At 61.7% G+C, this 22408-nt stretch carries 19 protein-coding genes, 1 tRNA gene and 1 riboswitch; of the genes, 15 read left to right on the top strand and 5 right to left on the bottom strand.

The window, feature by feature from the left end; translation table 11 throughout:
* Positions 1-43 precede the first annotated feature (43 nt).
* The 9 genes from rplT (at position 44) to H7688_RS01470 (ending at position 10054) form a co-directional block, all read left to right on the top strand.
* Positions 44-397 carry a 50S ribosomal protein L20 gene (gene rplT, locus H7688_RS01510; RefSeq protein WP_183352787.1) on the top strand — a complete coding sequence of 118 codons (354 nt, stop codon included), beginning with the start codon at positions 44-46 and terminating at the stop codon, positions 395-397.
* Between the two features lie 198 nt (positions 398-595).
* Positions 596-1612: a phenylalanine--tRNA ligase subunit alpha gene (gene pheS, locus H7688_RS01505; protein ID WP_183359257.1), complete on the top strand. Its 1017-nt coding sequence runs from the start codon at positions 596-598 to the stop codon at positions 1610-1612.
* 231 nt (positions 1613-1843) lie between these two features.
* Positions 1844-4261, top strand: coding sequence for a phenylalanine--tRNA ligase subunit beta (pheT, locus tag H7688_RS01500; protein WP_183359256.1), 2418 nt, complete (start codon positions 1844-1846; stop codon positions 4259-4261).
* 96 nt (positions 4262-4357) lie between these two features.
* The gene (locus tag H7688_RS01495) at positions 4358-4639 is read left to right on the top strand and encodes an integration host factor subunit alpha (protein WP_183359255.1); all 282 of its coding nucleotides are present in this window, start codon (positions 4358-4360) and stop codon (positions 4637-4639) included.
* Positions 4639-4980, top strand: a complete 342-nt coding sequence (locus H7688_RS01490; protein WP_183359254.1) for a MerR family transcriptional regulator — start codon at positions 4639-4641, stop codon at positions 4978-4980. Before H7688_RS01495 ends, H7688_RS01490 begins: the two co-directional genes overlap by 1 nt.
* Positions 4981-4990: 10 nt before the next feature.
* Positions 4991-5067, top strand: a tRNA-Pro gene (locus H7688_RS01485).
* 495 nt (positions 5068-5562) lie between these two features.
* The gene (locus tag H7688_RS01480; RefSeq protein ID WP_183359253.1) at positions 5563-6711 is read left to right on the top strand and encodes an iron-containing alcohol dehydrogenase; all 1149 of its coding nucleotides are present in this window, start codon (positions 5563-5565) and stop codon (positions 6709-6711) included.
* A gap of 126 nt (positions 6712-6837) precedes the next feature.
* Positions 6838-8505: a GAF domain-containing sensor histidine kinase gene (locus H7688_RS01475; protein WP_183359252.1), complete on the top strand. Its 1668-nt coding sequence runs from the start codon at positions 6838-6840 to the stop codon at positions 8503-8505.
* A gap of 16 nt (positions 8506-8521) precedes the next feature.
* Positions 8522-10054 (top strand): sigma-54-dependent transcriptional regulator, encoded by a 1533-nt coding sequence (locus tag H7688_RS01470; RefSeq protein WP_183359251.1) that lies wholly within the window; start codon positions 8522-8524, stop codon positions 10052-10054.
* A gap of 82 nt (positions 10055-10136) precedes the next feature.
* On the opposite strand, the gene H7688_RS01465 is transcribed toward H7688_RS01470, so the two are convergent.
* From H7688_RS01465 to H7688_RS01445, 5 genes are all read right to left on the bottom strand, one after another.
* Positions 10137-10361 carry a hypothetical protein gene (locus H7688_RS01465; protein ID WP_183359250.1) on the bottom strand — a complete coding sequence of 75 codons (225 nt, stop codon included), beginning with the start codon at positions 10359-10361 and terminating at the stop codon, positions 10137-10139.
* 394 nt (positions 10362-10755) lie between these two features.
* Complete coding sequence (locus tag H7688_RS01460) at positions 10756-11604, bottom strand: HesA/MoeB/ThiF family protein (protein ID WP_183359249.1); 849 nt, start codon at positions 11602-11604, stop codon at positions 10756-10758.
* 1 nt (position 11605) lies between these two features.
* Positions 11606-11830, bottom strand: coding sequence for a MoaD/ThiS family protein (locus tag H7688_RS01455; protein WP_183359248.1), 225 nt, complete (start codon positions 11828-11830; stop codon positions 11606-11608).
* Between the two features lie 304 nt (positions 11831-12134).
* Entirely contained in the window at positions 12135-13865 is a 1731-nt protein-coding gene (locus tag H7688_RS01450) for an aldehyde ferredoxin oxidoreductase family protein (RefSeq protein ID WP_183359247.1), read from the bottom strand.
* A 39-nt stretch (positions 13866-13904) separates the two neighbouring features.
* Positions 13905-14021: riboswitch (molybdenum cofactor riboswitch) on the bottom strand.
* Positions 14022-14196: 175 nt separating this feature from the next.
* Positions 14197-15360 (bottom strand): iron-containing alcohol dehydrogenase, encoded by a 1164-nt coding sequence (locus H7688_RS01445; RefSeq protein WP_183359246.1) that lies wholly within the window; start codon positions 15358-15360, stop codon positions 14197-14199.
* Between the two features lie 510 nt (positions 15361-15870).
* On the opposite strand from H7688_RS01445, the gene moaA reads away from it, so the two are divergent.
* The 6 genes from moaA (at position 15871) to H7688_RS01415 (ending at position 22181) form a co-directional block, all read left to right on the top strand.
* Positions 15871-16851 (top strand): GTP 3',8-cyclase MoaA, encoded by a 981-nt coding sequence (gene moaA / locus H7688_RS01440; protein WP_183359245.1) that lies wholly within the window; start codon positions 15871-15873, stop codon positions 16849-16851.
* Between the two features lie 239 nt (positions 16852-17090).
* Entirely contained in the window at positions 17091-17525 is a 435-nt protein-coding gene (locus tag H7688_RS01435) for an MOSC domain-containing protein (RefSeq protein WP_183359244.1), read from the top strand.
* A 34-nt stretch (positions 17526-17559) separates the two neighbouring features.
* Complete coding sequence (locus tag H7688_RS01430) at positions 17560-17748, top strand: hypothetical protein (RefSeq protein ID WP_183359243.1); 189 nt, start codon at positions 17560-17562, stop codon at positions 17746-17748.
* 22 nt (positions 17749-17770) lie between these two features.
* On the top strand, positions 17771-18583 hold the full coding sequence (locus H7688_RS01425; protein WP_183359242.1) for an electron transfer flavoprotein subunit beta/FixA family protein: 813 nt from the start codon (positions 17771-17773) through the stop codon (positions 18581-18583).
* Between the two features lie 276 nt (positions 18584-18859).
* On the top strand, positions 18860-20176 hold the full coding sequence (locus H7688_RS01420; protein WP_183359241.1) for an electron transfer flavoprotein subunit alpha: 1317 nt from the start codon (positions 18860-18862) through the stop codon (positions 20174-20176).
* Between the two features lie 40 nt (positions 20177-20216).
* Positions 20217-22181: a (Fe-S)-binding protein gene (locus H7688_RS01415; protein ID WP_183359240.1), complete on the top strand. Its 1965-nt coding sequence runs from the start codon at positions 20217-20219 to the stop codon at positions 22179-22181.
* The last annotated feature ends 227 nt before the right edge of the window (positions 22182-22408 follow it).

The raw sequence follows: 22408 nt of genomic DNA, 5'->3' as shown, positions 1-22408 counted from the left end.
TCCCCTTGCGGATCCGGCAAATTAAAAACCAGAAGGAGTATGTATGCCAAGAGTAAAGCGCGGTTTTAAAGCGAGACAGAGAAGAAACAAGGTATTGAAGCTTGCCAAGGGCTACCGCGGCGCGAGGAGCAAATTGTTCCGCAGCGCGACCGAGGCTGTGGATCGCGCACTTAACTACGCGTTCCGCGACCGTCGCGTCAAGAAGCGGGACTTCCGCTCGCTGTGGATCACCAGGATCAACGCTGCGGCCCGCTTGAACGGCCTGTCTTACAGCAAACTGATCCACGGCCTCAAAGTGGCCAAGGTTGAAATCGACCGGAAAGTGATGGCCGACCTGGCCGTCTCCGATCCGAAAGGTTTCGCAGCAATCGCGGCGGCTGCCAAAGCCAGCTTCTAATACATACCGCGGGCATCGAAAAAGAAATGAGATAGCGATATCTCATTTCTTTTTTTTATCCAATGGTGTATTTACACAGGGTTAGCTTTTCGCCGCTTTTCTCCCCCGCCCATTGCGGGAGGGGGTAGGGGGGGGGAAGCCGGCAGCTTTGGTTGCCTGATACCTAGCCACACAACTCCACGCATCAAGGGTCAAATCATGAAGGAAAAACTCGAAGGACTTTTGAAGGATGCCTTGGCCGAGTTGGCAGCCGCCTCTACCGAGGCCGGGCTGCAGGAACTCAGGGTCAAGTACCTGGGCAAGAAGGGCGAGCTGACCGCCGTCATGAAGGGGCTTGGGGGGCTTACCCCTGAAGAACGCCCGGTCATCGGCCAGGTGGTCAACACCGTGAAGGGGCAGCTTGAGGAGGCCTTCGACAGCCGCGCCTCGCTGATCCGCGAGCAGGTGAAAAACGAGCGTCTGGCCAATGAGCGCATCGACGTGACGCTCCCGGGCCGCCGCAGCGTGACCGGCTCCAAGCACCCGATCACCCTGGTGACCGAGGAGATCTGCTCCATCTTCTCCGCGCTTGGTTTCGGTGTGGCCGAGGGCCCCGAGATCGAGCACGACTTCTACAACTTCGAGGCGCTCAACTTCCCGAAGGATCACCCTGCGCGCGACATGCAGGACACCTTCTTCGTGGCCGAGAACGTGCTTCTGCGTACCCACACCTCGCCGGTCCAGGTGCGCACCATGCTGAAGCAGCCGCCGCCGGTGCGCATCATCGCCCCGGGGACCGTGTACCGCTGCGACTCCGATGCGACCCATTCGCCCATGTTCCACCAGGTTGAGGGACTCATGGTCGACAAGGGGATCACCTTCGGCGACCTGAAAGGGATCCTGACCCTGTTTACCAGCCAGCTCTTCGGATCTGACATCGGTGTGAGGCTGCGTCCCTCCTTCTTCCCCTTCACCGAGCCTTCTGCCGAGGTCGACATCGCCTGCGTCATCTGCCGCGGCAAGGGGTGCCGGGTCTGCAAGGAGACCGGTTGGCTCGAGATTCTCGGCGCCGGCATGGTCGATCCCGAAGTCTACCGTCACGTGGGCTACGACGCCGAGCAGTACACCGGCTTCGCCTTCGGCATGGGGATCGAGAGGATCGCCATGCTCAAGTACGGCATTGCCGACATGCGGCTTCTCTTCGAGAACGACCTGCGGTTCTTGAAGCAGTTTTAACCGCAGGGACAAGGGGCTAGGGACTAGGGGCTAGGGAAACCGCCCTATCTTCTGCCGCCTCTCGAGATCCGATCCCCCCTCGCCCTCCGGGAGAGGGTTGGGGTGAGGGGGCTGCCACTTGGTGATGCTCCTCCCCCGAATACAAAACGCGCACACTTCAACTAACTCACTCGAACTCCCCCTCGCCCTCCGGGAGAGGGACGGGGCGAGGGAAGGTTCACGGGATTCGAAATGATAGTTACCTACAACTGGATCAAGGAATTCGTCGATTGCGATCTGCCGGCGGCCGAACTCTCCCACCTTCTGACCATGCTGGGCCTCGAGGTCGAGCGCATGGAAGAAGTGGGCGGCGGCATGGACGACGTGGTGGTGGCCCAGGTGGTGGAGAGAAACCTGCACCCCAACGCCGACAAGCTTTCGCTCTGCAAGGTGGATGACGGCAGCGGCGGAGAGCTCCTCTCCATCGTCTGCGGCGCCCAGAACTTCAAGGCCGGCGACAAGGTGGCCCTGGCCAAGATCGGCGCGACGCTTCCCGGCGACTTCAAGATCAAGCGCTCCAAGATCCGCGGCGAGGAGTCCTTCGGGATGCTCTGCTCCGAGCGTGAGCTGGCGCTCTCTGAGGAGTCCTCCGGTATCATGATCCTCCCTGAGGACTTCAAACTGGGCATGCCGCTCTTCGACGCCCTGGGGACTAAGGACGTCATCTTCGAAATCGGCCTTACACCGAACCGCGCCGACTGCCTGAGCGTGGTGGGTGTCGCTCGCGAGATCGCCGCAAAACTCGGCAAGAAGGTGCACTACCCGGGTCTCGAGGTGAATGAGACCGGTGCACCTATCGCGAGCATCGCGCAGGTCGCCATCAACGCGCCGGATCTCTGCCCGCGCTACACCGCGCGCCACATCACCGGCTGCACCCTGGCGCCGTCGCCGACCTGGCTCGCCAACCGTCTGCGCGACGCCGGTATCCGCTCCATCAACAACATCGTCGACGTCACCAACTACGTGCTCCTCGAGTACGGCCACCCGCTGCACGCCTTCGACTTCAAGCTGCTCTCCGGCGGCAAGATCGTGGTCGCCGCGGCAGGGGAGGGCGAGCAGTTCCACACCCTGGACGGCCAGGAGCGCACCCTCTCCGCGTCGGATCTCACCATCCGCGACGGCGAGAAGGCCGTGGCGCTCGCCGGCATCATGGGGGGCGGCAACTCCGAGATCAACGACGCGACCACCGAGGTGCTCCTCGAGAGCGCCTACTTCAACCCGTCGGCCATCCGTCGCACCTCCAAGCGCCTGGGTATCCACACCGAGTCCTCGCACCGCTTCGAGCGCGGCACCGACGTGGCGGGCTTGACCCGCGCCCTGGACCGCGCCGCCCAGCTTATCGCCGAGCTCTCGGGCGGCAAGATCGCCAAGGGTGTCATCGACGTTTACCCCGAGCCGATCGCACCGCGTACCATTCCCGCGCGCCTGGCCCGCATCAACGCGGTCTCCGGGCTCTCGCTCACGGCCGCCGAGGTGCAGGAGATGTTCGAGCGCCTCGAGTTCCAGGTCACCGAGACCGAGCCGGGCGTCTTCAAGGTACAGGTACCGCTCTTCCGCGTCGACCTCGAGCGCGAGATTGACCTGGTCGAAGAGGTGGTGCGCTTGAACGGCTTCGAGAAGGTGCAGGCCACCCTGCCGCAGGCCTCGGTTCTTTCCGATCTCCCCTCGCCTCAGCTGCGCCTGGGAAGCCGCATCAAGGACCTCCTGGTCTCGCACGGGCTCTCCGAGGTGATCAATTACAGCTTCGTGGCCCCCACCAGCTGCGAGAAGATCCTGCTTGCCGAGGACGACTTCCGCCGCAAGGGGGTGCCCCTGCTGAACCCGATCTCCGACGAGCTCTCCGTGATGCGCACCACGCTCCTGCCGGGCCTCCTGGAGACCGCGGTCAAGAACATCAACTTCCGTACTCTCGATCTGCGTATCTTCGAGATGCGTCGCATCTACATCCCCAGTGAAACCAACGATCTGGGGCTGCCGGACGAGCCGATGTGCCTCGCCGCCCTCTTCACCGGACGTCGCGATCCGGAAGGGTGGAACCAGGCCAAGGGGAACATCGACTTCTTCGACGTGAAGGGGGTCGTGGAGAGCATCCTCGAAGAGCTGAACATCGGGGGTGTCAACTACGTAGCCGACGAGCTGGATCCCTACTTCCACCCGGGCAAGGCCTGCCGGGTGAAGAGCGGCAACCGCGAGCTCGGTTCCTTCGGCGAGCTGCACCCAAGCGTCCAGGAGAACTACGGCATCGACCAGCCCCTCTACTACCTCGAGCTCAACTTCGAGAAGTTGATCGGCTGCCGCAAGGATATGGGCTCCGCACAGGTCCCCTCGCGCTTCCCGTCCACCTTCCGCGACATCGCCATGCTCCTGCCGGATACCACTCCCGCAGCCGAGATCCTGGCCAGCGTGAAGAGCGTCAAGGCCGACGAACTCGAGGGGGTGGAACTCTTCGACCTGTACACCGGCGGCAACATCCCCAAGGGGGAGAAGAGCATCGCCATCAGGGTCCGCTACGGCTCCAAAGAGCGCACCCTGACCGACGACGAGGTGACCAAGCTGCACCAGCGTGTCATCGCTACCCTGCAGAAAAAATTAAATGTTTCCTTTAGATAAAAAGGGGTTGCGAAAATAGAAACGCTATGGTATTAGATTAAGCCGCCGTGAACGTTGTGGAAAAACTATTGAAATGCTGAACCTGTTGAGGGGGTTATGACCAAAGCGGACATCGTTGAGAAGATTTATGAGAGGGTCGGTTTTTCCAAAAAAGAATCCGCCGAACTCGTTGAAACTGTATTCGACCTGATCAAGACGACCCTGGAAGATGGGGACAAGATCAAGATTGCCGGCTTCGGTAACTTCGTTGTGAAAGAGAAGTCCGATCGTCGCGGCAGGAATCCCCAGACCGGGGAAGAAATCACCATTGTGGCGAGAAAGATCCTTACCTTCAAACCCAGCCAGGTTCTGAAGAGCGCGATCAACGCCCAGCAGTAATGGACACCGGGATCCCGGACAAGCATTACCTGAGGATCGGTGAAGTCTCCCACGTTACGGGACTTCCCGCTTCGGTTTTGCGCTACTGGGAGACGGAGTTCGAGTTTTTACGGCCGAAGAAGAGCTCGACCGGCCAGCGTCTTTACACCAAGAAAGACATCGAGCAAGTAACAGAAATTAAAAAGCTGCTGTACGCCGAGAAACTCACCATCGAAGGAGCGCGCAAGCGTCTCGAGGTGAGGAAGAGGTACCACAAGCCCGAACAGCCCCCTGAAACACTCGCCGTCCTGCTCCAGGAGGTGAAAGGGGAACTGAAGGCATTGCGGGACCTGCTACAGTAACAGGCATAATCGGTGCGTAGCGCAGCCTGGTAGCGCACTAGACTGGGGGTCTAGTGGTCGCTGGTTCGAATCCAGTCGCACCGACCATTAAACGAGGGGTTACGAGAAATTCGTAGCCCCTCTTTTTTTGTGCAGCACAGCCACCCAGGATAACGACGGGGTGGCTGTTTTGTTTTTTTATACTGCCGACCCTGTTTCCGTGTGACAGGTTTGCGACGCCCCAGCGATGCCGATGTCTTAAAATGGAACGCCCAGCGCTCCAAAAACTAACAGGCCGTTCCACTATGGAACAGTAAAGCGCCACCAGGTAAGGTGCCCCTGGAGGTCGGCAGCGCAGCGCGCAGCCCGAAAAGTCTCGCAGAAACGAATCCTTCCCCGTCGTCCCCTCTTGTTAACCGCGCGGTTTCCTCTGTTCCTCGCTTCGGCCCGATTAGGTATACATCTTGCCAAGGGAGATGGTTCTGTATACATCATTTCTCGCATTTTCGCGTCTACTGTTTTATTATGCAACAGGCGCCGTTGCCCCATGCACGCACTGCTGCGCCAGAATCGCGGAACCGCTGGGCATGCCAAGGAGAACCCATGGAAATCAGTAAATTCGTCGCACCTGAAATCATCTTCGGCCGGGGCTCCCTAAGCCAGATCGGCGAGAGCGTGGTGCGACTCGGTGTCTCCAAGGTCTTCCTGGTCTCGGACCAGGACGTCATCTCTTCCGGATGGGTGGATCGCGCTGTCGAATACCTGGACGCGGTCGGGCTGGACAGCGTGATCTTCTCGTCGCTCACCACCAACCCGAAGGACTGCGAGGTCAGCGAGGGAACTGCCCGCTACCTGGAGTCCGGCTGCGACGGCATCGTGTCGGTCGGGGGGGGCAGTCCCACGGACGTTGCCAAGGCGATCGCCATCCTCTCCTCCAACGGCGGCCAACTGCGCGACTACGAGGGGATCAACCGGATCACCATGCCACTGCCACCGATGGTCATCGTGCCCAGCACGGCCGGTGCCGGCTCCGAGGTGAGCCAGTTCACCATCATCGTCGACACCGAGCGTAAACTCAAGATGTCCATCATCTCCCGCTCCCTTATTCCGGATATCGCCATTGTCGATCCCGAACTGCTCAGGACCAAGGACGCCAAACTCGCCGCGGCCACCGGCGTCGATGCGCTGACCCACGGTATCGAGTCCTACGTCTCGCTGGCGGCGACGCCGCTTACCGATATCCACGCCCTGAAGGCACTCCAGCTCATCTCGCTCAACCTGAGGAAGGCCGTGGCCGACCGCGCCGACATGGAGGCCAACGCCAGCATGGCCATGGCGAGCCTCACCGCCGGGCTGGCCTTTTCCAACGCGATCCTGGGGGCGGCCCACGCCATGACCCACCAGGTGGACGGTCTTTTGGACCAGCACCACGGCGAAACCAACGCCTCCATCCTGCCCCACGTCATGCGCTTCAACCTCACTGCCTGCCCCGAGCGCTTCCGTGACATCGCGATCGCCATGGGAGAAGACGTGACCGGGCTCGATCTGCTGCCGGCCGCAGAGCGCTCCATAGAGGCGGTACAACGGCTCATCGCCGACATCGGGCTGGCCAAGGGGTTGGCCCAGCTGGGGCTCGAGGAGAAATACATCCCGATATTAAGCCGCAACGCCACCAAGGACGCCTGCCTGGTTACCAACCCGCGCAGTGCCACCTGTGCCGACATCGAGCAGATCTTTCACGCCGCTCTTTAGAGGCTTATTCGCCGCAGGCTGCGTCTTCAACCGTTCGATCACGGCCGGTGCCACCGAAGACGCACCCGCAACAATCATGATGGACAAGGTATCGAGAGGTTCAGGCGCCAAAGGGGGGCCACACAGGTGACGGACCGCGGCAAACTGCTCGAACAACTGACTGGTGTCGACTCTTCCAAGCTCAACTACTACGTCGAGCTGAAAAAGAGAAACCAGGACGTGTTGACCCAAAACAGCCGCCTGGAGATTCTGCAGCAGCTGACCCGGGACATCAACATCGACATGTCCATCGGGGACATCATCGAGCGGGCCTTCAAGCAGCTGCCCAAGGCGCTCCCCTGCGACTTTTTGGGGCTCGCCAAGATGCAGAAGGGCGAGCTCAGGATCTTCGCCATGGCCCCGCGTGATTTCTTCAGCAATCCGCTAGTGGCGGAGGATTCCCGGCTGAGGGACGCCTTGAACGGCGTGGGCGCCACCTGTTACCGGCCCGAGGACGCCCCGGTCTTTTTCGGCCAGGCCAACCCGGAGAACCCTGACCAGCTGCGTTCGCTCGCCGTGGCACCGCTTTTCGAGCGTGCCGAGGTGACCGGGCTGTTGCTCTTGGGTTCCACCCGCGAGTCGGCCTATGCCGCGGCGGAGCTGAACTTCGTGCAGCACCTTGCGGACCAGTTGGCCATCAGCCTGCAGAATGCCCGGCTCTACAAACAGGTATCGCGTGCCAAGAAGGAGTGGGAGGAGACCTTCCAGGCGGTGACCGACCCGATCTTCCTGATCGACACCGACTACAACGTCCTTTTGCACAACGACAGGCTGCCGCCCCAGATGACTGAGGCCTGGAACCGGGCCATTTCCGACAAGTGTTTCGCCCGCCTGCGCGGCGGCGAGCGACCCTGCGAGAACTGCCCGATCGAGGAGATCAAGAAAAACGGCAAGCCGGTGTTCCAGCGCTGGCAGACCGAGGGGGACACCTTCGTGGACCTCTCCTACTACCCGGTCTTGAATGACGAGAAGCAGCTCTCCGCCGTCACCATCATCCTGAAGGACGTCACCAAGAAGCTCAAGATGGAAGCCCAACTGGTGCAGTCCGCCAAAATGGTGGCGCTCGGGGTTATGGCGGCGGGTGTCGCGCACGAGCTGAACAGCCCGATGACCGTTATCATCGGCACGGCCCAGATGCTGGCGCGGGAACTCCAGGACGAGGGGCAGCGGGAGCGTGGCGAGGCGCTGGAGGACATCATCAACTGCGGGCTGCGCTGCAAGCGGATCATCCAGAACCTGCTCACCTTCTCGCGCCAGGACCAGGCGCCTCAGGCAGCCATCGACCTGAATGCCGAGATCGACCGGGTGCTCGGCATGATCCAGTACCAGATCAACCGCAGCCAGATCCTGATCATCGAGCATCTCGACCCGGAACTGCCGCGGGTCTTCGCCAATGGGCCGCAGATCCAGCAGGTTCTGACCAATTTCCTGATCAACGGCCGGGACGCCCTGTCCGATGTCGAGCGCGCAGAGAAGGTGATCGAGGTGTCGACCAGTGTCCGGATCGAAGGGGGCAAGAGCTGGGTGGTCCTGAGTGTCCTGGACAATGGTACCGGCATCGCCCCCGAGAACCTCTCCAAGATCTTCACCCCGTTTTACACCAGTAAGGAATCGAGCAAGGGGACGGGGCTGGGGCTTTCGGTGAGCCTGGGGATCGCGGAATCCCACGGCGGGCGCATCGAGGTGGACAGCAAACTCGGGGTAGGGAGCCGGTTTTGCCTGGTCCTCCCGGTAGAAAATGATAATGCAGCGTGAAAAGGGGGGAGCCAGCATGCCAGAGTTGCCCGTGCGGGTCCTGATCATCGACGACGAATCTGACGTTTGCACCTTCTTCAAGCGGCTCTTGACCAGGGCCGGCTACGCGGTGGTGACCGCCTCGAACCACCCGGAGGCGCTCGCCGCGCTCGACGGGGGACCGTTCAACGTGGCCCTGGTGGATCTGAAGCTACCTGACACCGACGGCCTCACCCTGCTCAAGGCGGTGAAGGCGCGCCAGCCCGCCTGCGAGGTGATCATCATGACCGGCTACAGCACGGTGAAGACCGCCGTCGCCGCCATGCAGATGGGAGCCTACGAGTATCTGGAAAAGCCCTTCGACGATATCGCGGAGATCGAGCGGCTGGTGGCCCGGGCCGCCAGTTCCGGCGTCAACCCGACGCGGGGCGAGGGAGGGCACGAGGAGTGGGCCGAGGTGGCCCAGGGGGTCGGCTTCCGGGTGGGTAGAACCGAGGCGATGCGGCAGATGGTGGGGCTTGCCTACAAGGTCGCCGGCAAGAACATCAGCGTGCTGATCCAGGGCAAGACCGGCACCGGCAAGGAGGTACTGGCGCGCTTCATCCATGCCGCTTCCGAGCGTGCCGGCCAGCCCTTCATTCCGGTGAACTGCGGGGCGCTGCCGGAGAACCTCCTGGAGAGCGAACTCTTCGGCCACGAAAGGGGCGCTTTCACCGGCGCCAACCAGACCCGGCGCGGCATCTTCGAATTGGCCAACCACGGCACCCTCCTGTTGGACGAGATCGGGGACGCCACGCCGCAGATCCAGGTCAAACTCCTGCGGGTTCTGGAGACCGGCGAGTTCATGCGGGTAGGGGGCGAGCGCCCCATCAAGACCGACGTCAGGGTGATCGCCGCAACCAACGTGGACCTGGAACAGGCGATCCGCGACAAGAGCTTCCGGGAAGACCTCTACTACCGGCTCAACGTGGTCCGGCTCGAGATCCCGCCCTTGAGCGCCCGTTCCGGGGACATACCGCTTTTGGCCGAGCACTTCGTGCAGCAGTTAAACCGCAGCATCAAGCTGAGCCCGGAGGCGGTGGAGCTTTTGCAGCAGTATGCCTGGCCGGGGAACATCCGCGAACTTGCCAACGTAATGCGGCGGGCGGTCGTCATCTGCAACGGTGGCAGCATCCTCCCCGAGCACCTGGGGGGGACCTTCATGTACGGCCCCAGTTTTACGCCGCGCAGCATGGGTGCCGCGGCCGGGTCGGATGGGTTGCTTGAGGAGGGCAAGGGGGTCGAGGCGCTGCTGAAAAGCTACGCCCAGGGACGCTGTCTGGAGCAGATGGGGGACGGGGAACTGGACCGGCTCCTGGTGAACCTGCGCGAGGCCGAGTCGGGGCTTTTGGCGGTGATGGCGCGAAAAGGTATCGCGCCGCCGCTCTTCGATCTTAAGGACAGCGAGGCTCACACCATCCGTACCGCCCTCGCCCAGTGCGACGGCAACATCACCGAGGCCGCACGGGCCCTGGGGATTGCCCGCAACACCCTCTATCGCAAGATCAAGGAATTCGAGCTGACCGAGTAGGGGAGGGCAGGGCGCACGTCCCTTGGCTGGTATGATCGGTGTTTTTTGAGCCTGCGGGGTTTGCGCTGGCGCGATTGACCTGTCAGGCTGGGGAGGTGCCCGGCAGGTAGATCAACTCGCAGCAGCGGCATTTCCCATAGCGTGCCGGTAAAAGCAGCAGGTTGATAGTCAGGCACTTCTTGCATTCCCAGAACGTGTAGGCGTCGACGTTGTGTCCGGCCTGCGCGCTGAAAAACCACTGGTAGTAGGATTCCCAGTCATACTCCGGTTTTCTCTGTTCCCTCTCCACGAGCTGTTCCAGTAGCATACCCTCTCCTTTGACCGCAGCGCACAAGGTTCTAGCACGGCTGCAACTTCAACCTATCACAAGAGGTGCATCGGGCTCAAATGAGTATACCGAGGGTGCAGGATTCGAAAAGCGGCTTTGCCACGGAGGCACGGACGGCAAGGAGAAACCACAACCGGGGGAATACACAAACCTGGAATCAAATGGAAGCGCTTCGAAGGTATGAAGAGGGGATAATACCAGCAGGCATGTGCGAAAAACCTACCTGCAATCTATGTTGCCACGGAGACACGGAGAGCACGGAGCAAAGCAAAAACTAAAGACGTAGGGTTCCTCTCAGATTTTTTTGCCGTTCTCCGTGTACTTCGTGTCTCCGTGGCAAAAATATTTCCAACGTTGCCGACGGTGGAGCTCCTTAGGCGGCGCGGACCAGCTTGACCGGTTGGTCGTAGGGGATCTCGTGGACCTCCATCTCCAAAAGATCGATGGAAAGCTTGCGGTTGCGCAAAAGTTCCCCCTTCCCCAGCAGTATCTTGCAGACCTCGGCGGCCTCGATGCTGGCAATGACCGCAGGGGTGAAGGCGGGGTTGCCCAACTGCTGCTCGATCCCCTTGCCGGCGACCCAGTGCCGGTAGATGCCCTGTACCGTTTCCTCGCCGGGAAACTGGGTGGCGACGTGGCCGTACCAGCCGCCGATCGCGCCGTGCACCATGGGGATGCCTACCGCGCCGGTTACTTCGGCCAATTCCAGGCGATAGGAGATGCTGTCCAGGGCGTCAACCGCCACCTCGACCCCGGCCAGCAGTTCGCGTCCATTGGCCAGACCGAAGGCATCCTGCACCGCCGTTACCGTGACCGCGGGATTGATCTGCTCGACCCGCTGCCGGGCCGCTTCCACCTTGGCCAGCCCCAGGTTGTTGGGCGTGGCGAGGATCTGGCGGTTCAGGTTGTGCTCCTCGAAGACATCCGGGTCGACAGCCACCAGGTGACCCACCCCCAGGCGAGCCAGCTCTTCGATGACGTAGCCACCCAGGCCACCGCAGCCTATGACGGCAACCCCGCTGGAAAATAGCCGCAACTGCTCGTGGACGTCGATCATCATCCGGTTACGCTGGTAGCGCGCGGGGAAAAGTCCGTTTTGCAGTGCAAGACGCTCCACTGCGGCGTGACTCAGTCCGAAGTGTTTGACGGCGGCGCAGTGTGCCGCCCAGGGGAGCATCCCCTCGCGGGACCACTCCTCAAGAAAGGTGAGGGCTTCGTTCATGTCAGCCTCCGCCCACCAGGGGGAAGAGCGACAGCACGTCCCCCGGCAGTAGTTCCTGGTCCAACATGCCGTGCCGGCCGTTGATCATGATGATCCCTATCTCGTCGTCGGTGAGGCTCAGGTCGGCCACCACTTGGCGGACCAGCGTCCCCTCAGGCAGTTCGCGCTCCTCGAGCTTGAACCTGCCGTTTCTGAATGTGGCGAACAGCTTAACCGTTACTTGCATGGCGGTACCTTAGGTTGTTGCGTGAAACAGGTTAACCCGGCCAGCCAATCCGTCGGCAGCGCGTCCCTCCTCCTTCAAGGGGGAGGATAGGCGGGGGATGGGCCAGCGGTGACCTGGTTGACCCCATCCCCACCCCGGCCCTCCCTTTGAAGGGGAGGGAGAGGACCCCCGGAGATCGATGGGCACAGGCAGCTTGAACGATCGGGCGGTAATCGGACGCCGTGCTGCTAACGCCCGGTAACCGATGAGATTCGCTGACGGACGGGGACGCCAATCGCCCCGTCCGCCTGTTTTTGCGCCGCTGTTAGAAGTCCCAGAACGCGTCGATCTCGGCGTCGGTGAAATCCCAGACCGCGTTGTGCGGAGCTACCGGCTCGTTCTTGAAGAAGTCCGGCAGGCGGTCGTGCACGTTCGTGAAACCGGCCTCGGTGTTGAACTTGCGCTCGAGCTTCAGGATGTGCTTGCCGAGGTTGGTCACGTCGTCGCCGGTCAGGGCGATGCCGAAGCGGGCGTTGATCATGTCGATCAGGGCCGGCAGGCACTCCGGGATGTCGAGGGCCGGGAAGGCGACGAAGATGCACATGCCGGTCGAGTCGACCGCTGCGGTGGCGATCTGCAGGTTACGGGACAGCTCCACCTGGCCTTCTTTCTTGAGCGGGTCGACGTAGCCGCCCACGTTCAGGATGTTCGTCGCGATGGTGTAGCCCGAGGTGTGGTCGGCACCCATGGTGCTGGTCGCGTAGGTGATGCCGATCCCCTTCACCGAACGCGGGTCGTAGGCCGGGATCCCCTGGTTCTTTACCACCGGGACCCGGGTCACGCCATAGGTGCGTCCCACCGAGGCGGCACCGCCCCCGAGGATCCTGCCCAGTGCGGTTCCCTTGCCGATCTCCTCCCGCAACATGCGCAGCATCTCTTTCGAGTCACCCCAGTTCAGGATACCCGCCTCCATGGCGACGCCGAACATGACCGCGGTCTCGATGGAGTCGATGCCGATGTCATCCATCAGGTTGTCGGCGCGGGCGATATCGTCCAGGTTGTCGATGCAGCAGTCGGCGCCCAGCCCCCAGATGGTCTCGTACTCGAAGCCGGAGGTGATGTACTTGCCGTCCTTGTCGTTGTAGACCTGGGAGCACTGGATGATGCAGCCGGCGTGACAGCCGTGCTTCACCTTGCCGCTGCGGGAGGCGATCACCTCGTTCATGGTTTCGCCGGAGATCTTGTCGTGCGCCTCGAACTGCCCCATGCTGAAGTTCTTGGTGGGGAGGCCGCCGGCTTCGTTCAGGATGTTGACCAGGACGTTGGTGCCGTAGGTCGGCAGCCCTTCGCCGGAAACCGGGTGCTCCAGGAGGGCCTTCGAGAAGGCACGCGCTGCGGTCTTGAACTTCTCCGGATCGGCGATCTTAACGCCCGGTGCGCCCTCGCCATCGATGGAGATGAACTTGATCTGCTTGCTGCCCATGACCGCGCCCAAGCCGCCCCGGCCGTGGCTGCGGATCTTGGAATCCGGGTCCTTCACCGAGATGTTCGCGGCAGTCATCTTCAATTCGCCGGCCGGGCCGATGGTGAGGACGCCGGTCTTCTTGCCCAGGCGCGCCTCCACGGCGTCGATGACGGCGAAGTTGCCGAGCCCCAAAAGCTCTTTCTCCTCGTTGATGGTGACCCCGTTCACCCCGACGCTCAGGTTGTACCAGGTGCCGTCCTTCGGTGCGCCCTCGATGATCAGGGCCTTGACGCCGAGTTTTGCCAGCATCTGGGCCGCGGTGCCGCCTGCGTTACTTTCCTTGATTCCGCCGGTAAGCGGGCTCTTGGCGCCGGCGGAGAGGCGGCCGGAGTTGGCGGCGGGGGTGCCGGTCAAAAGCCCCGGTGCGAAGCAGAGGATGTTCTGTGCCGAGAGCGGATGGCAGGTGGGGGGGACTTCGGCCGCCACGATGGTCGAGGTGAGGCCGCGGCCACCTAGCCCAGCCCAGGCTGCCGGTACCGCTTCAATCTTGGTGCTGAGGTCCGTCATGTTAACGCGAAATATCTTGTCCATGCTTGATCGAGCTCCCTGTTAAATATGTAATAGCCGCGCGTCGCCCGCGCGGGCACTCCTTTCCAAAAGGGAGGCTCCGCCGTTTCCAGCGAAACCCGTTGGCCTGGCGCCCTGAGGTTTCCCTTGTAGGCTGCATGGCTCGGAGATTTCCGTGTCTGTCAGATATGGGTGCCGCACACCGTGCCCGGTGTACGCTGCCAAGTTGCTGCCGGGGCCGCCATTCAAAGCTTGTCGGACACCGAGGTGTTGCCACGAAGCGCCGCTGGCGCCCCCGCGTCCCCCCTTTGCGAAGGGGGGACAGGGGGGATTTGCCGCCCGTGGCGACGACGAACTACATCGCCGCTTTGAAGATGTCGATAACCTGCTCGAGTGTTGCCTTGCGCGGGTTGGTGAACTGGCAGGCGTCCTTCTTGGCGTTTTCCGCCATGACCTTCAGGTCCTCTTCCTTCACGTTCAGCGCCTTGAGGCCGGTCGGGATGCCGATGGAGGCGGACAGGCTGCGGATCTTGGCGATGGCCTTCTCGGCCGCTTCGGTCACCGAGAGCCCGTCGATATTCTCGCCGAGGGCCACCGCGATGTCGGCGAACTTCTGCGGGCAGGCGATCAGGTTGTAGGCGGAAACGGCCGGCAGAAGGATCGCATTGCATACGCCGTGCGGCAGGTTGTAGAAGCCGCCCAACTGGTGCGCCATGGAGTGCACGTAGCCGAGGCTTGCGTTGTTGAAGGCCATGCCGGCCAGGTACTCGGCGTAAGCCATCTTGTCGCGGGCTTCCAGGTCGTCACCGTTGGCGACTGCGGGGGAGAGGTACTGGGCAATCAGCTCGATGGCCTTGATGGCGCAGGCGTCGGTGATCGGGGTGGCGATGGTGGAGACGTACGCCTCGACTGCGTGGGTCAGGGCGTCCATGCCGGTAGCTGCGGTGAGTGCCGCCGGCTTGCCGACCATGAGCAAGGGATCGTTGATGGCGACGCTCGGGGTGCAGCGCCAGTCGACGATTGCCATCTTCACGTGGGTATCGGTGTTGGTGATGATGCAGAAACGGGTCATCTCGCTGGCGGTGCCGGCGGTGGTATTGATGGCGATGAACGGGGGCATCGGCTTGGTGCTCTTGTTGACCCCTTCGAAGTCGCGAATCACGCCGCCGTTGCCGATCACCAGGCCGATGCCTTTGCCGCAGTCGTGGGAGCTGCCGCCCCCCAGGGTGATGATGGCGTCGCAGCCGGTTTCCTGGTACACCTTCACGCCGTCAGCTACGTTGAGGTCGGTGGGGTTCGGTTCGGCACCGTCAAAAATCACCACCTGGACGCCGGCCGCCTCGACCTGCTCCTTGATCTTGTCGGCCATACCCATGGCCTTGATCCCCTTGTCAGTGACCAAAAGCGCTTTGGACGCGCCCAGCGCCTTCACCTGCGGGCCGGTCTCCTCGGCCGAACCGATGCCCATAAGAGATACTGTCGGGATGAAAAAGCCGTACGTCTGTTTTCCTAATGCCATTGTGTCTGTCCCCCTCGTGTAGTTTCGGGCGTCACCACCCGTGTCTGTCCTGCCTGGTGTGAATTTGTGCATACGGTTTCGTAAAACGGTTTTCTAGGGCATCGCAAACCGCATACCAGAATGCCGTTAAGATGCAGTGTTTATGGAAAAGGGGTTTTAAAACGGCACCTTACATGCAATTGCCAACGGTGCGGTGGGGTGGTGACCGAAAAGGGTGCGCTCCAGAATAGAACACTTGCGATGCTCCAAAGCGGAACGCATGCTACATTGTGGAACGTGCGCTCTCCCCCTTGCTCCTGATCCGATTTCCCCCCTGGTCTTTCCAACGCCTTTCCGGTTAAAAAGAGCAAAAACATAGTCAGATAAGGTACCTGGCAACCCTGTTCCGTCCGCTCTACGACTTCCTTGGTGAATTCTGGCTGCATGTTGGTATCGAAATTGCCATGTGCAAGCGAACAACGGCCCGCATGGTCATGGCAAGGTGGGGGCGGAGTTTGCGGAGGATCTGACATGGAAATGATCGATGGCTACGGCAGGCGGATTAATTACCTGAGACTCTCGGTTACCGACCGTTGCAACCTGCGCTGCCGCTACTGCATGCCGGCCGGTGGGGTAGCCAAGCTCGATCACCAGGAGGTGCTCTCCTATGAGGAGCTGTACCGGATGGCCTGTGCCAGCTTGGCCTGTGGCATTCGAAAGATCCGGATCACCGGTGGCGAGCCCTTGGTACGCAAGGGGTTGGTGTCGTTCCTGAAGCGCCTGACGGAGATACCGGGCCTGCACGAGTTGGTCCTCACCACCAACGGAATCCTTCTCGAGGAGTTGGCGCTCCCTCTGCGGGATGCCGGAGTGGCGCGCCTCAACGTGAGTCTGGACTCTCTTGATCCGGGAAACTTTTCCCGAATCACCAGGGGCGGCGACCTTTTCCGGGTACTGGCAGGGATCGAGGCGGCTGAACGGGCTGGCTTCCCACCGGTAAAGATCAACATGGTGGTGATGCGCGGGGTGAACGACCACGAGATACTCGATTTCGCAGCGCTCACCAGGAGAAAGGCGTGTACGGTTCGCTTCATCGAATACATGCCGACCCTGCGCGACGAGGACTGGGACGTTCAATCGGTGCCCGGCGCCGAAATACTGCAGCTGATTGCGCAGAAGTATCCCTTGCTGCCGCTGGTGAGCGGTGAGATGGCCGGACCGGCACGGAATTTCAAAATCGAAGGGGCGCCCGGTGCCATCGGGATTATCACCCCGGTGTCCGGGCACTTTTGCGAGAGCTGCAACCGGATCAGGATGAGTGCGTCCGGCCAGGTGCGTGGCTGTCTCTTTTCTAAACAATCGGCAGACCTGAAGGCACTCCTGGCCTACGGAGACTCGGGGCTGCTGCGCCAGACGCTGCGACGCATCGTGCGCGAGAAACCGGGGCAGCACAAATTGGCTGAAGAGGGGGTGCAGGCGGCCAGCATCGCGATGTCGCGCATCGGCGGATAGAGGCATTATTTTGCCACGGTGGCACGGAGATCACGGAGAAAGGCGATAAACGGAGAAAGACTTTCTGCTGCAGGTCCGTGCCGAGTGTAGCGTTCGGCGCTTTCGATGCCACGGAGGCTGCTGAGAAAATCGCAGGCAAGTGAACGCCTCGCATGGGTTTACTGCTTCCCCGAATCTGGATTTACTTCGTGTTCTCCGTGTCCCCGTGGCAAAAGTTTTTGACGTTTCAGGAGGTCCGCATGCAGAAAGGACGCATAGAGGCGGTAAGTGTCAGCGAGTCGAAAGGGGAGAAAAAGACCCCGAAGGACGCGGTGCACCTCAGAGAGAACTACGGCATCATCGGCGATGCCCATGCCGGGGACTGGCACCGGCAGGTGAGCCTGCTGGCGCAGGAGAGCATCCAGAAGATGCGGCAACTCGGGTTGTCGGTGGGGCCGGGTGATTTCGCAGAAAATCTGACCACCAGCGGTATCGATCTGGTGGCACTTCCGGTGGGAACCCGCCTGGCCGTGGGGCTGGTTGAGATGGAGATAACCCAGATCGGCAAGGTCTGCCATACCCGCTGTGCCATCTACTACCAGGCGGGGGATTGCGTGATGCCCAAGGAAGGTGTTTTTGCGAAGGTTGTGAGCGGCGGGATAATCCGGCCGGGAGACGAACTAATTCTGCTGTGACCACACGGCGAAATCAAAAACGAGGAGCGGGACCATGGGAGTGCAGCGCAGGATCAAGAGCAATATCGTTTCGATCAGGATGAACGAAGAGGAATTCAGTGTTTTTCAGACCATCATGAATGCACGGAAAACCAAGGCCTCGGCTGTGTTACGCGAAGCCTTGACGCTCTTCAAGGAGCAGTGGGAGCGCTCCCGGCGCTTGGAAACGGCGACAGAGAACTGATCGACCATCCAGGAGGCACGCCATGTACGTAGTTGCCTGTATCAAGCAGGTTCCCGACACCACGCAGGTGCAGATCGACCCGGTCACCAACACCCTGGTGCGCGATGGCATCCCATTCATCGTCAACCCCTACGATAGCCACGCTCTGGAAGAGAGTCTGTGCATGAAAGACCGCTACGGCTTCAAGGCCGTGGCACTCTCCATGGGGCCCCCCAATGCCGAAGCCACCCTCAGGAAGGCGCTGTCGCTGGGTGCTGACCGGGCGATCCTGCTCTCCGACCGTGCCTTCGGCGGCGCCGACACCCTCTCTACCAGTAACGTCCTGGCCGCCGCGATCAGGAAACTGGCCGAGCAGGACGAAGTGGGGCTGGTATTTTGCGGCAAGCAGACCATCGATGGGGACACGGCGCAGGTGGGGCCGGGAATCGCGGTGCGGCTGGGCATCTCGCAACTCACCCTGGTGGATCGGATCGAGCACCTGGATTTCCTTGCTCGCAAGATCCGGGTGCGCCGCAAGCTGGAGGGGCGTTACGAGATCGTCGAGGCCAAGCTTCCGGCCATGATTACCGTGGTGAGGGAGTTGAATCAGCCGCGCTATCCGACGGTTCCCATGCGGCTCAAGGCCGTGCAGAGCGACGTTGATGTTTGGGACAACGGTGTCCTGAGACTTGATACCAACAGCATCGGCCTCAAGGGGTCCCCGACCTGGGTGAGCCGAATCTTCTCGCCGGAGCGCAGCCAGGGTGAGATCGTGGGTGACGGGCTCAAGGACCCCTCCGGCACCGCGCGCGACCTGGTCGAGCGTCTCCTGGCGCGGGACCTTTTGACCGTGTAAATGGCAGGTGATCTCACATCCCCCTTGCGCAGGTTCTTCTGGAATTTCGGAAAACGGTCTTGCGGGAGAGGAACAGGGTGAGGGGGCAGGTGCCACATCTGTGCAGATGGCAGCTTCACCCACCTCCCGGCCCCTCCCGTCAAGGGAGGGGGAGACGTTCTTTGCCGTAATACCTCGATGAGCCATTGCGCAGGGGAGGGCAGGGGTGATTGCCGTTGGCGTACTCCGTGAGCTCCGTGCCTCCGTGGCAAAACAGATTGTAACGAAGGAATCCCTATGACCGAGGTCACAACGAAAATCAAGAAGCCACGCGGGAAGGTGCGCCTTTTAGAAGGCAAGTGCATCGCCTGTGGTGCCCGCTGCCAGGGGAGCTGCCCGGTAGACGGCATCGAGATGAACGCTGCGGGCGAGCCGGAGATCCTGCTTGCCAAGTGCATCGGCTGCCTGAAGTGCGTGAAAGCCTGTCCGGGCGGCGCGTTGGAGATCTTCTACTCGCCGGAGGAGCTTGAGATCCTTGCAGCCCTGGATGGCCAAAAGACCCTGGCGGAAGAGGATGCCGATCCGGAGGAAAAGGCCCGACGCGACCTGGTGGCTCAATACCGCGGTGTCTGGGTCTTCGTCGAGCAGACCGACGGTGAGGCCGCCCGGGTTTCCTGGGAACTCCTCGGCAAAGGTGCCGAGCTCGCAATAAAGCTCGGTGTCGAGCTCTGCGCGGTGGTCCTTGGCGACCGGGTGGAGCATTTGTGCCAGGAAGCCCTGTGCTACGGTGCCCAGAAGGTCTACCTCATGGACCAGCCGGTCTTGCGCCACTACCGTACCTATCCCTACCTGGACGCCCTTTGCTACCTGATTGAGAAACACCGCCCGGAGGTGGTTCTCATGGGGGCGACCGGCCTTGGGCGCGATCTGGCTGGTGCGGTGGCGACCAGGGTCGGGACCGGGCTCACCGCCGACTGTACCGGTCTCGACATCGATGAGCACCGCAACCTGATGCAGACCCGCCCGGCCTTTGGCGGCAACATCATGGCAACCATCATGTGCGACCGGTTTCGCCCCCAAATGGCCACCGTGCGTGCCCACGTCATGACACTCCCCGAACGCCAGCCTTTCGCTACCGGAAGCATCGTCCACGAGACCCTCCCCATCAACGAGGCACTGGTTTTCACCAAGGTGCTCGAGGTGATCCGGGAGAATCGGGGTGACCAGGTGGATGTCGCCGGCGCCGAGTTCATCGTCTCCGGCGGACGCGGCATGATGTCCAAGGAGAACTTCGGCATTCTGCAGGAATTGGCGGACGAGCTTGGCGGGGTTGTGGCTGCCTCGCGCAGCGCGGTGGACGCCGGGTGGATGCCGGCGGAGCGCCAGGTGGGGCAGACCGGCAAGACGGTGCGTCCGAAGATCTATCTCGCCTGCGGGATCTCCGGGGCTATCCAGCACTTGGTCGGCATGCAGGATTCCGACCTGGTCATCGCCATCAACCGCGACCCGCAGGCCCCCATCTTCGAGGTAGCAGGCTACGGTATCGTCGGCGACCTGTTCAAGGTCGTTCCGGCAATCACCAGCTACCTCAGGGAGCTGAAGGGCGTCAGGTGAGATTGCACCGCGTCGCCCAGCCCAGAAAAAGAGGAACCCTATGCAACCTGATCCCATTGTCTTCGCACCGCTTCTGATTGGCGCAAGTCTCCTGTTCTGCTGGAGTTGCTACACCCGCTTGGGGCTGGTCGCCCTGGGTGGCGCTGAGGACCGCTTCTCCAACCCGGGGCAGCGTCTCAAGGCGATGTTCAGCCTCGCCCTCTTGCAGCAGCGGGTGCTGAGCCGTCCCTTTGGCCTGAACCACCTGCTGATCTTCTGGTCCTTTCTCGTCCTGGCCCTGGCCAACGGCGAATTCCTGCTGGCCGGAATCTTCCCGCCCGCCCGCTTCTCGCTCTTGCCCGCCGCATGGTACGGGCCGCTTTTGACCGTCTTCGACCTGGTATCCCTCGCCGCCCTGGTTGCGGTGTGCGTCGCCGCCTGTCGCCGCGCAATTAATCCTCCCTACCGGGAAGCGCGCAGCCTGGAGGCCTTCGGCATCCTCGCCCTGATCGGCGTACTCATGATTGCCTACTTCGGTCTGCACGGCGCCGAAATAGCAGCAGGGACCGAACCCGCAGCGGCAGCCATGCCGGTCAGTTCGGCCGCCGGCAGACTGCTCGGCGGCCACCTGGGCGCAAGCCAGCTTGGTTTGGCCGGAGCCTGCTTCTGGTGGCTGCACGCTGCAGCCCTTCTGTTCTTTCTCAACTATCTCCCCTTCAGCAAACACCTGCACATCCTGGCGGCGCTCCCCAATTGCTACCTCAAGGAGCTGGACGGTATCCCGGTACCTCCGCGCGAGGAATTCGTCGAAGGTGGAAGGTTGGGTGCCGGTCGAATCGATGATTTCACCTGGAAGGATCTCTTTGACTCCTTCTCCTGTACCGAGTGTGGTCGCTGCCAGCAGCAATGCCCGGCAACCACGACCGGCAAGCCGCTCAACCCGCGCCTAGTCATGCATAGCATCAAGGAAAACCTCCTGGTGAGCGGCCCGCTCATCAAGGCTGGTGGCTCCCGCTCCATCCCGCTGGTAGGAGAGGGGGGGCAGAGCGTGGCGGCCGACGCCATCTGGTCCTGTACTTCCTGTGCGGCGTGCCTGGCCGCCTGCCCGGTCTGCATCGAACAGTTACCGAAACTCACCAAGCTGCGCCGGCACCAGGTTCAGATGCATGCCGATTTCCCCCGGGAACTGCTCTTGCTCTTCGAGAACCTGGAGCAGCGCAGCAACCCTTGGGGTATTGCCCCCGCTGAGCGGACCAAGTGGTCGGGCTCCCTGCAGGTGCCGACCTACGAGGCGGGCCGGACCGAGTACCTGCTCTACGTCGGCTGCTCCGGCTCCTTCGATCCGAGGAGCAAACAGGTGACCCTGGCGCTGGCGCAGATACTGAACGCGGCGGGGGTGTCCTGGGGCATCCTCGGCAAGGAGGAGAAGTGCTGCGGCGACAGCCTGCGCCGACTGGGGAACGAGTACCTCTTTGACCAGTTTGCCCGTGACAACGTAGCCGCTTTCCAGGCAAGAGGGGTGACCAAGGTAATCACCCAGTGCCCGCACTGCTTCACGACGCTTAAAAACGACTACCGGCAGTATGGCCTGGAAATCGAGGTGATCCCGCACGCCGAATTCATCGAAGGTCTTCTGCGTGAGGGGAGGCTGCAACTTCAGGAGGTCGATGCAGGGAGTGTGGTGTTCCACGACTCCTGTTACCTGGGGCGTCACAACGGCGTCTACCAGGCTCCCCGGGCGGTGCTGGAATTGGCCACCGGCAACGCGCCGCTCGAGATGCGCAGAAACAGGGAACAGTCCTTTTGTTGTGGTGCCGGTGGCGGGCGCATGTGGCTGGAAGAGCACCTGGGGGAACGGATCAACCTGAACCGTGTTGAGGAGGCCCTCGATAGCCACCCGGATACCATCTGCGTTACCTGTCCCTACTGCATGACCATGATCGAGGACGGGGTCAAGGAGTTGGCCAGTGGCATGATCGAGGTGCGGGACGTTGCCGAGGTAGTGGCGCGGGGGCTACGATCGTGACCCGCGTCTTCTGGTGAGGCAACCGTCTTGGCTTGCTCCGCGCAGGACATGAAACAGCCACCGAGCTTTAACCTCGGTGGCTGTTTTTACGTGATTCCATGGAGTAGCTGCCACCGCAGACGAACTCCAGAGAGCGGTAGTCTGAATGAAAAAGAACAGCTTCTTATTGAAATGCCCGACAAAAGTTCATATAGTCACAGGCGCAGCACACCGTTGGCATGCTACCT

The sequence above is a fragment of the Geomonas limicola genome, assembly GCF_014193675.1.
In the GTDB taxonomy this organism is placed as follows: Bacteria; Desulfobacterota; Desulfuromonadia; order Geobacterales; family Geobacteraceae; genus Geomonas; species Geomonas limicola.
Note: the sequence above shows the minus strand (reverse complement) of the source record. Positions and strands in the feature narration are given on the sequence as shown.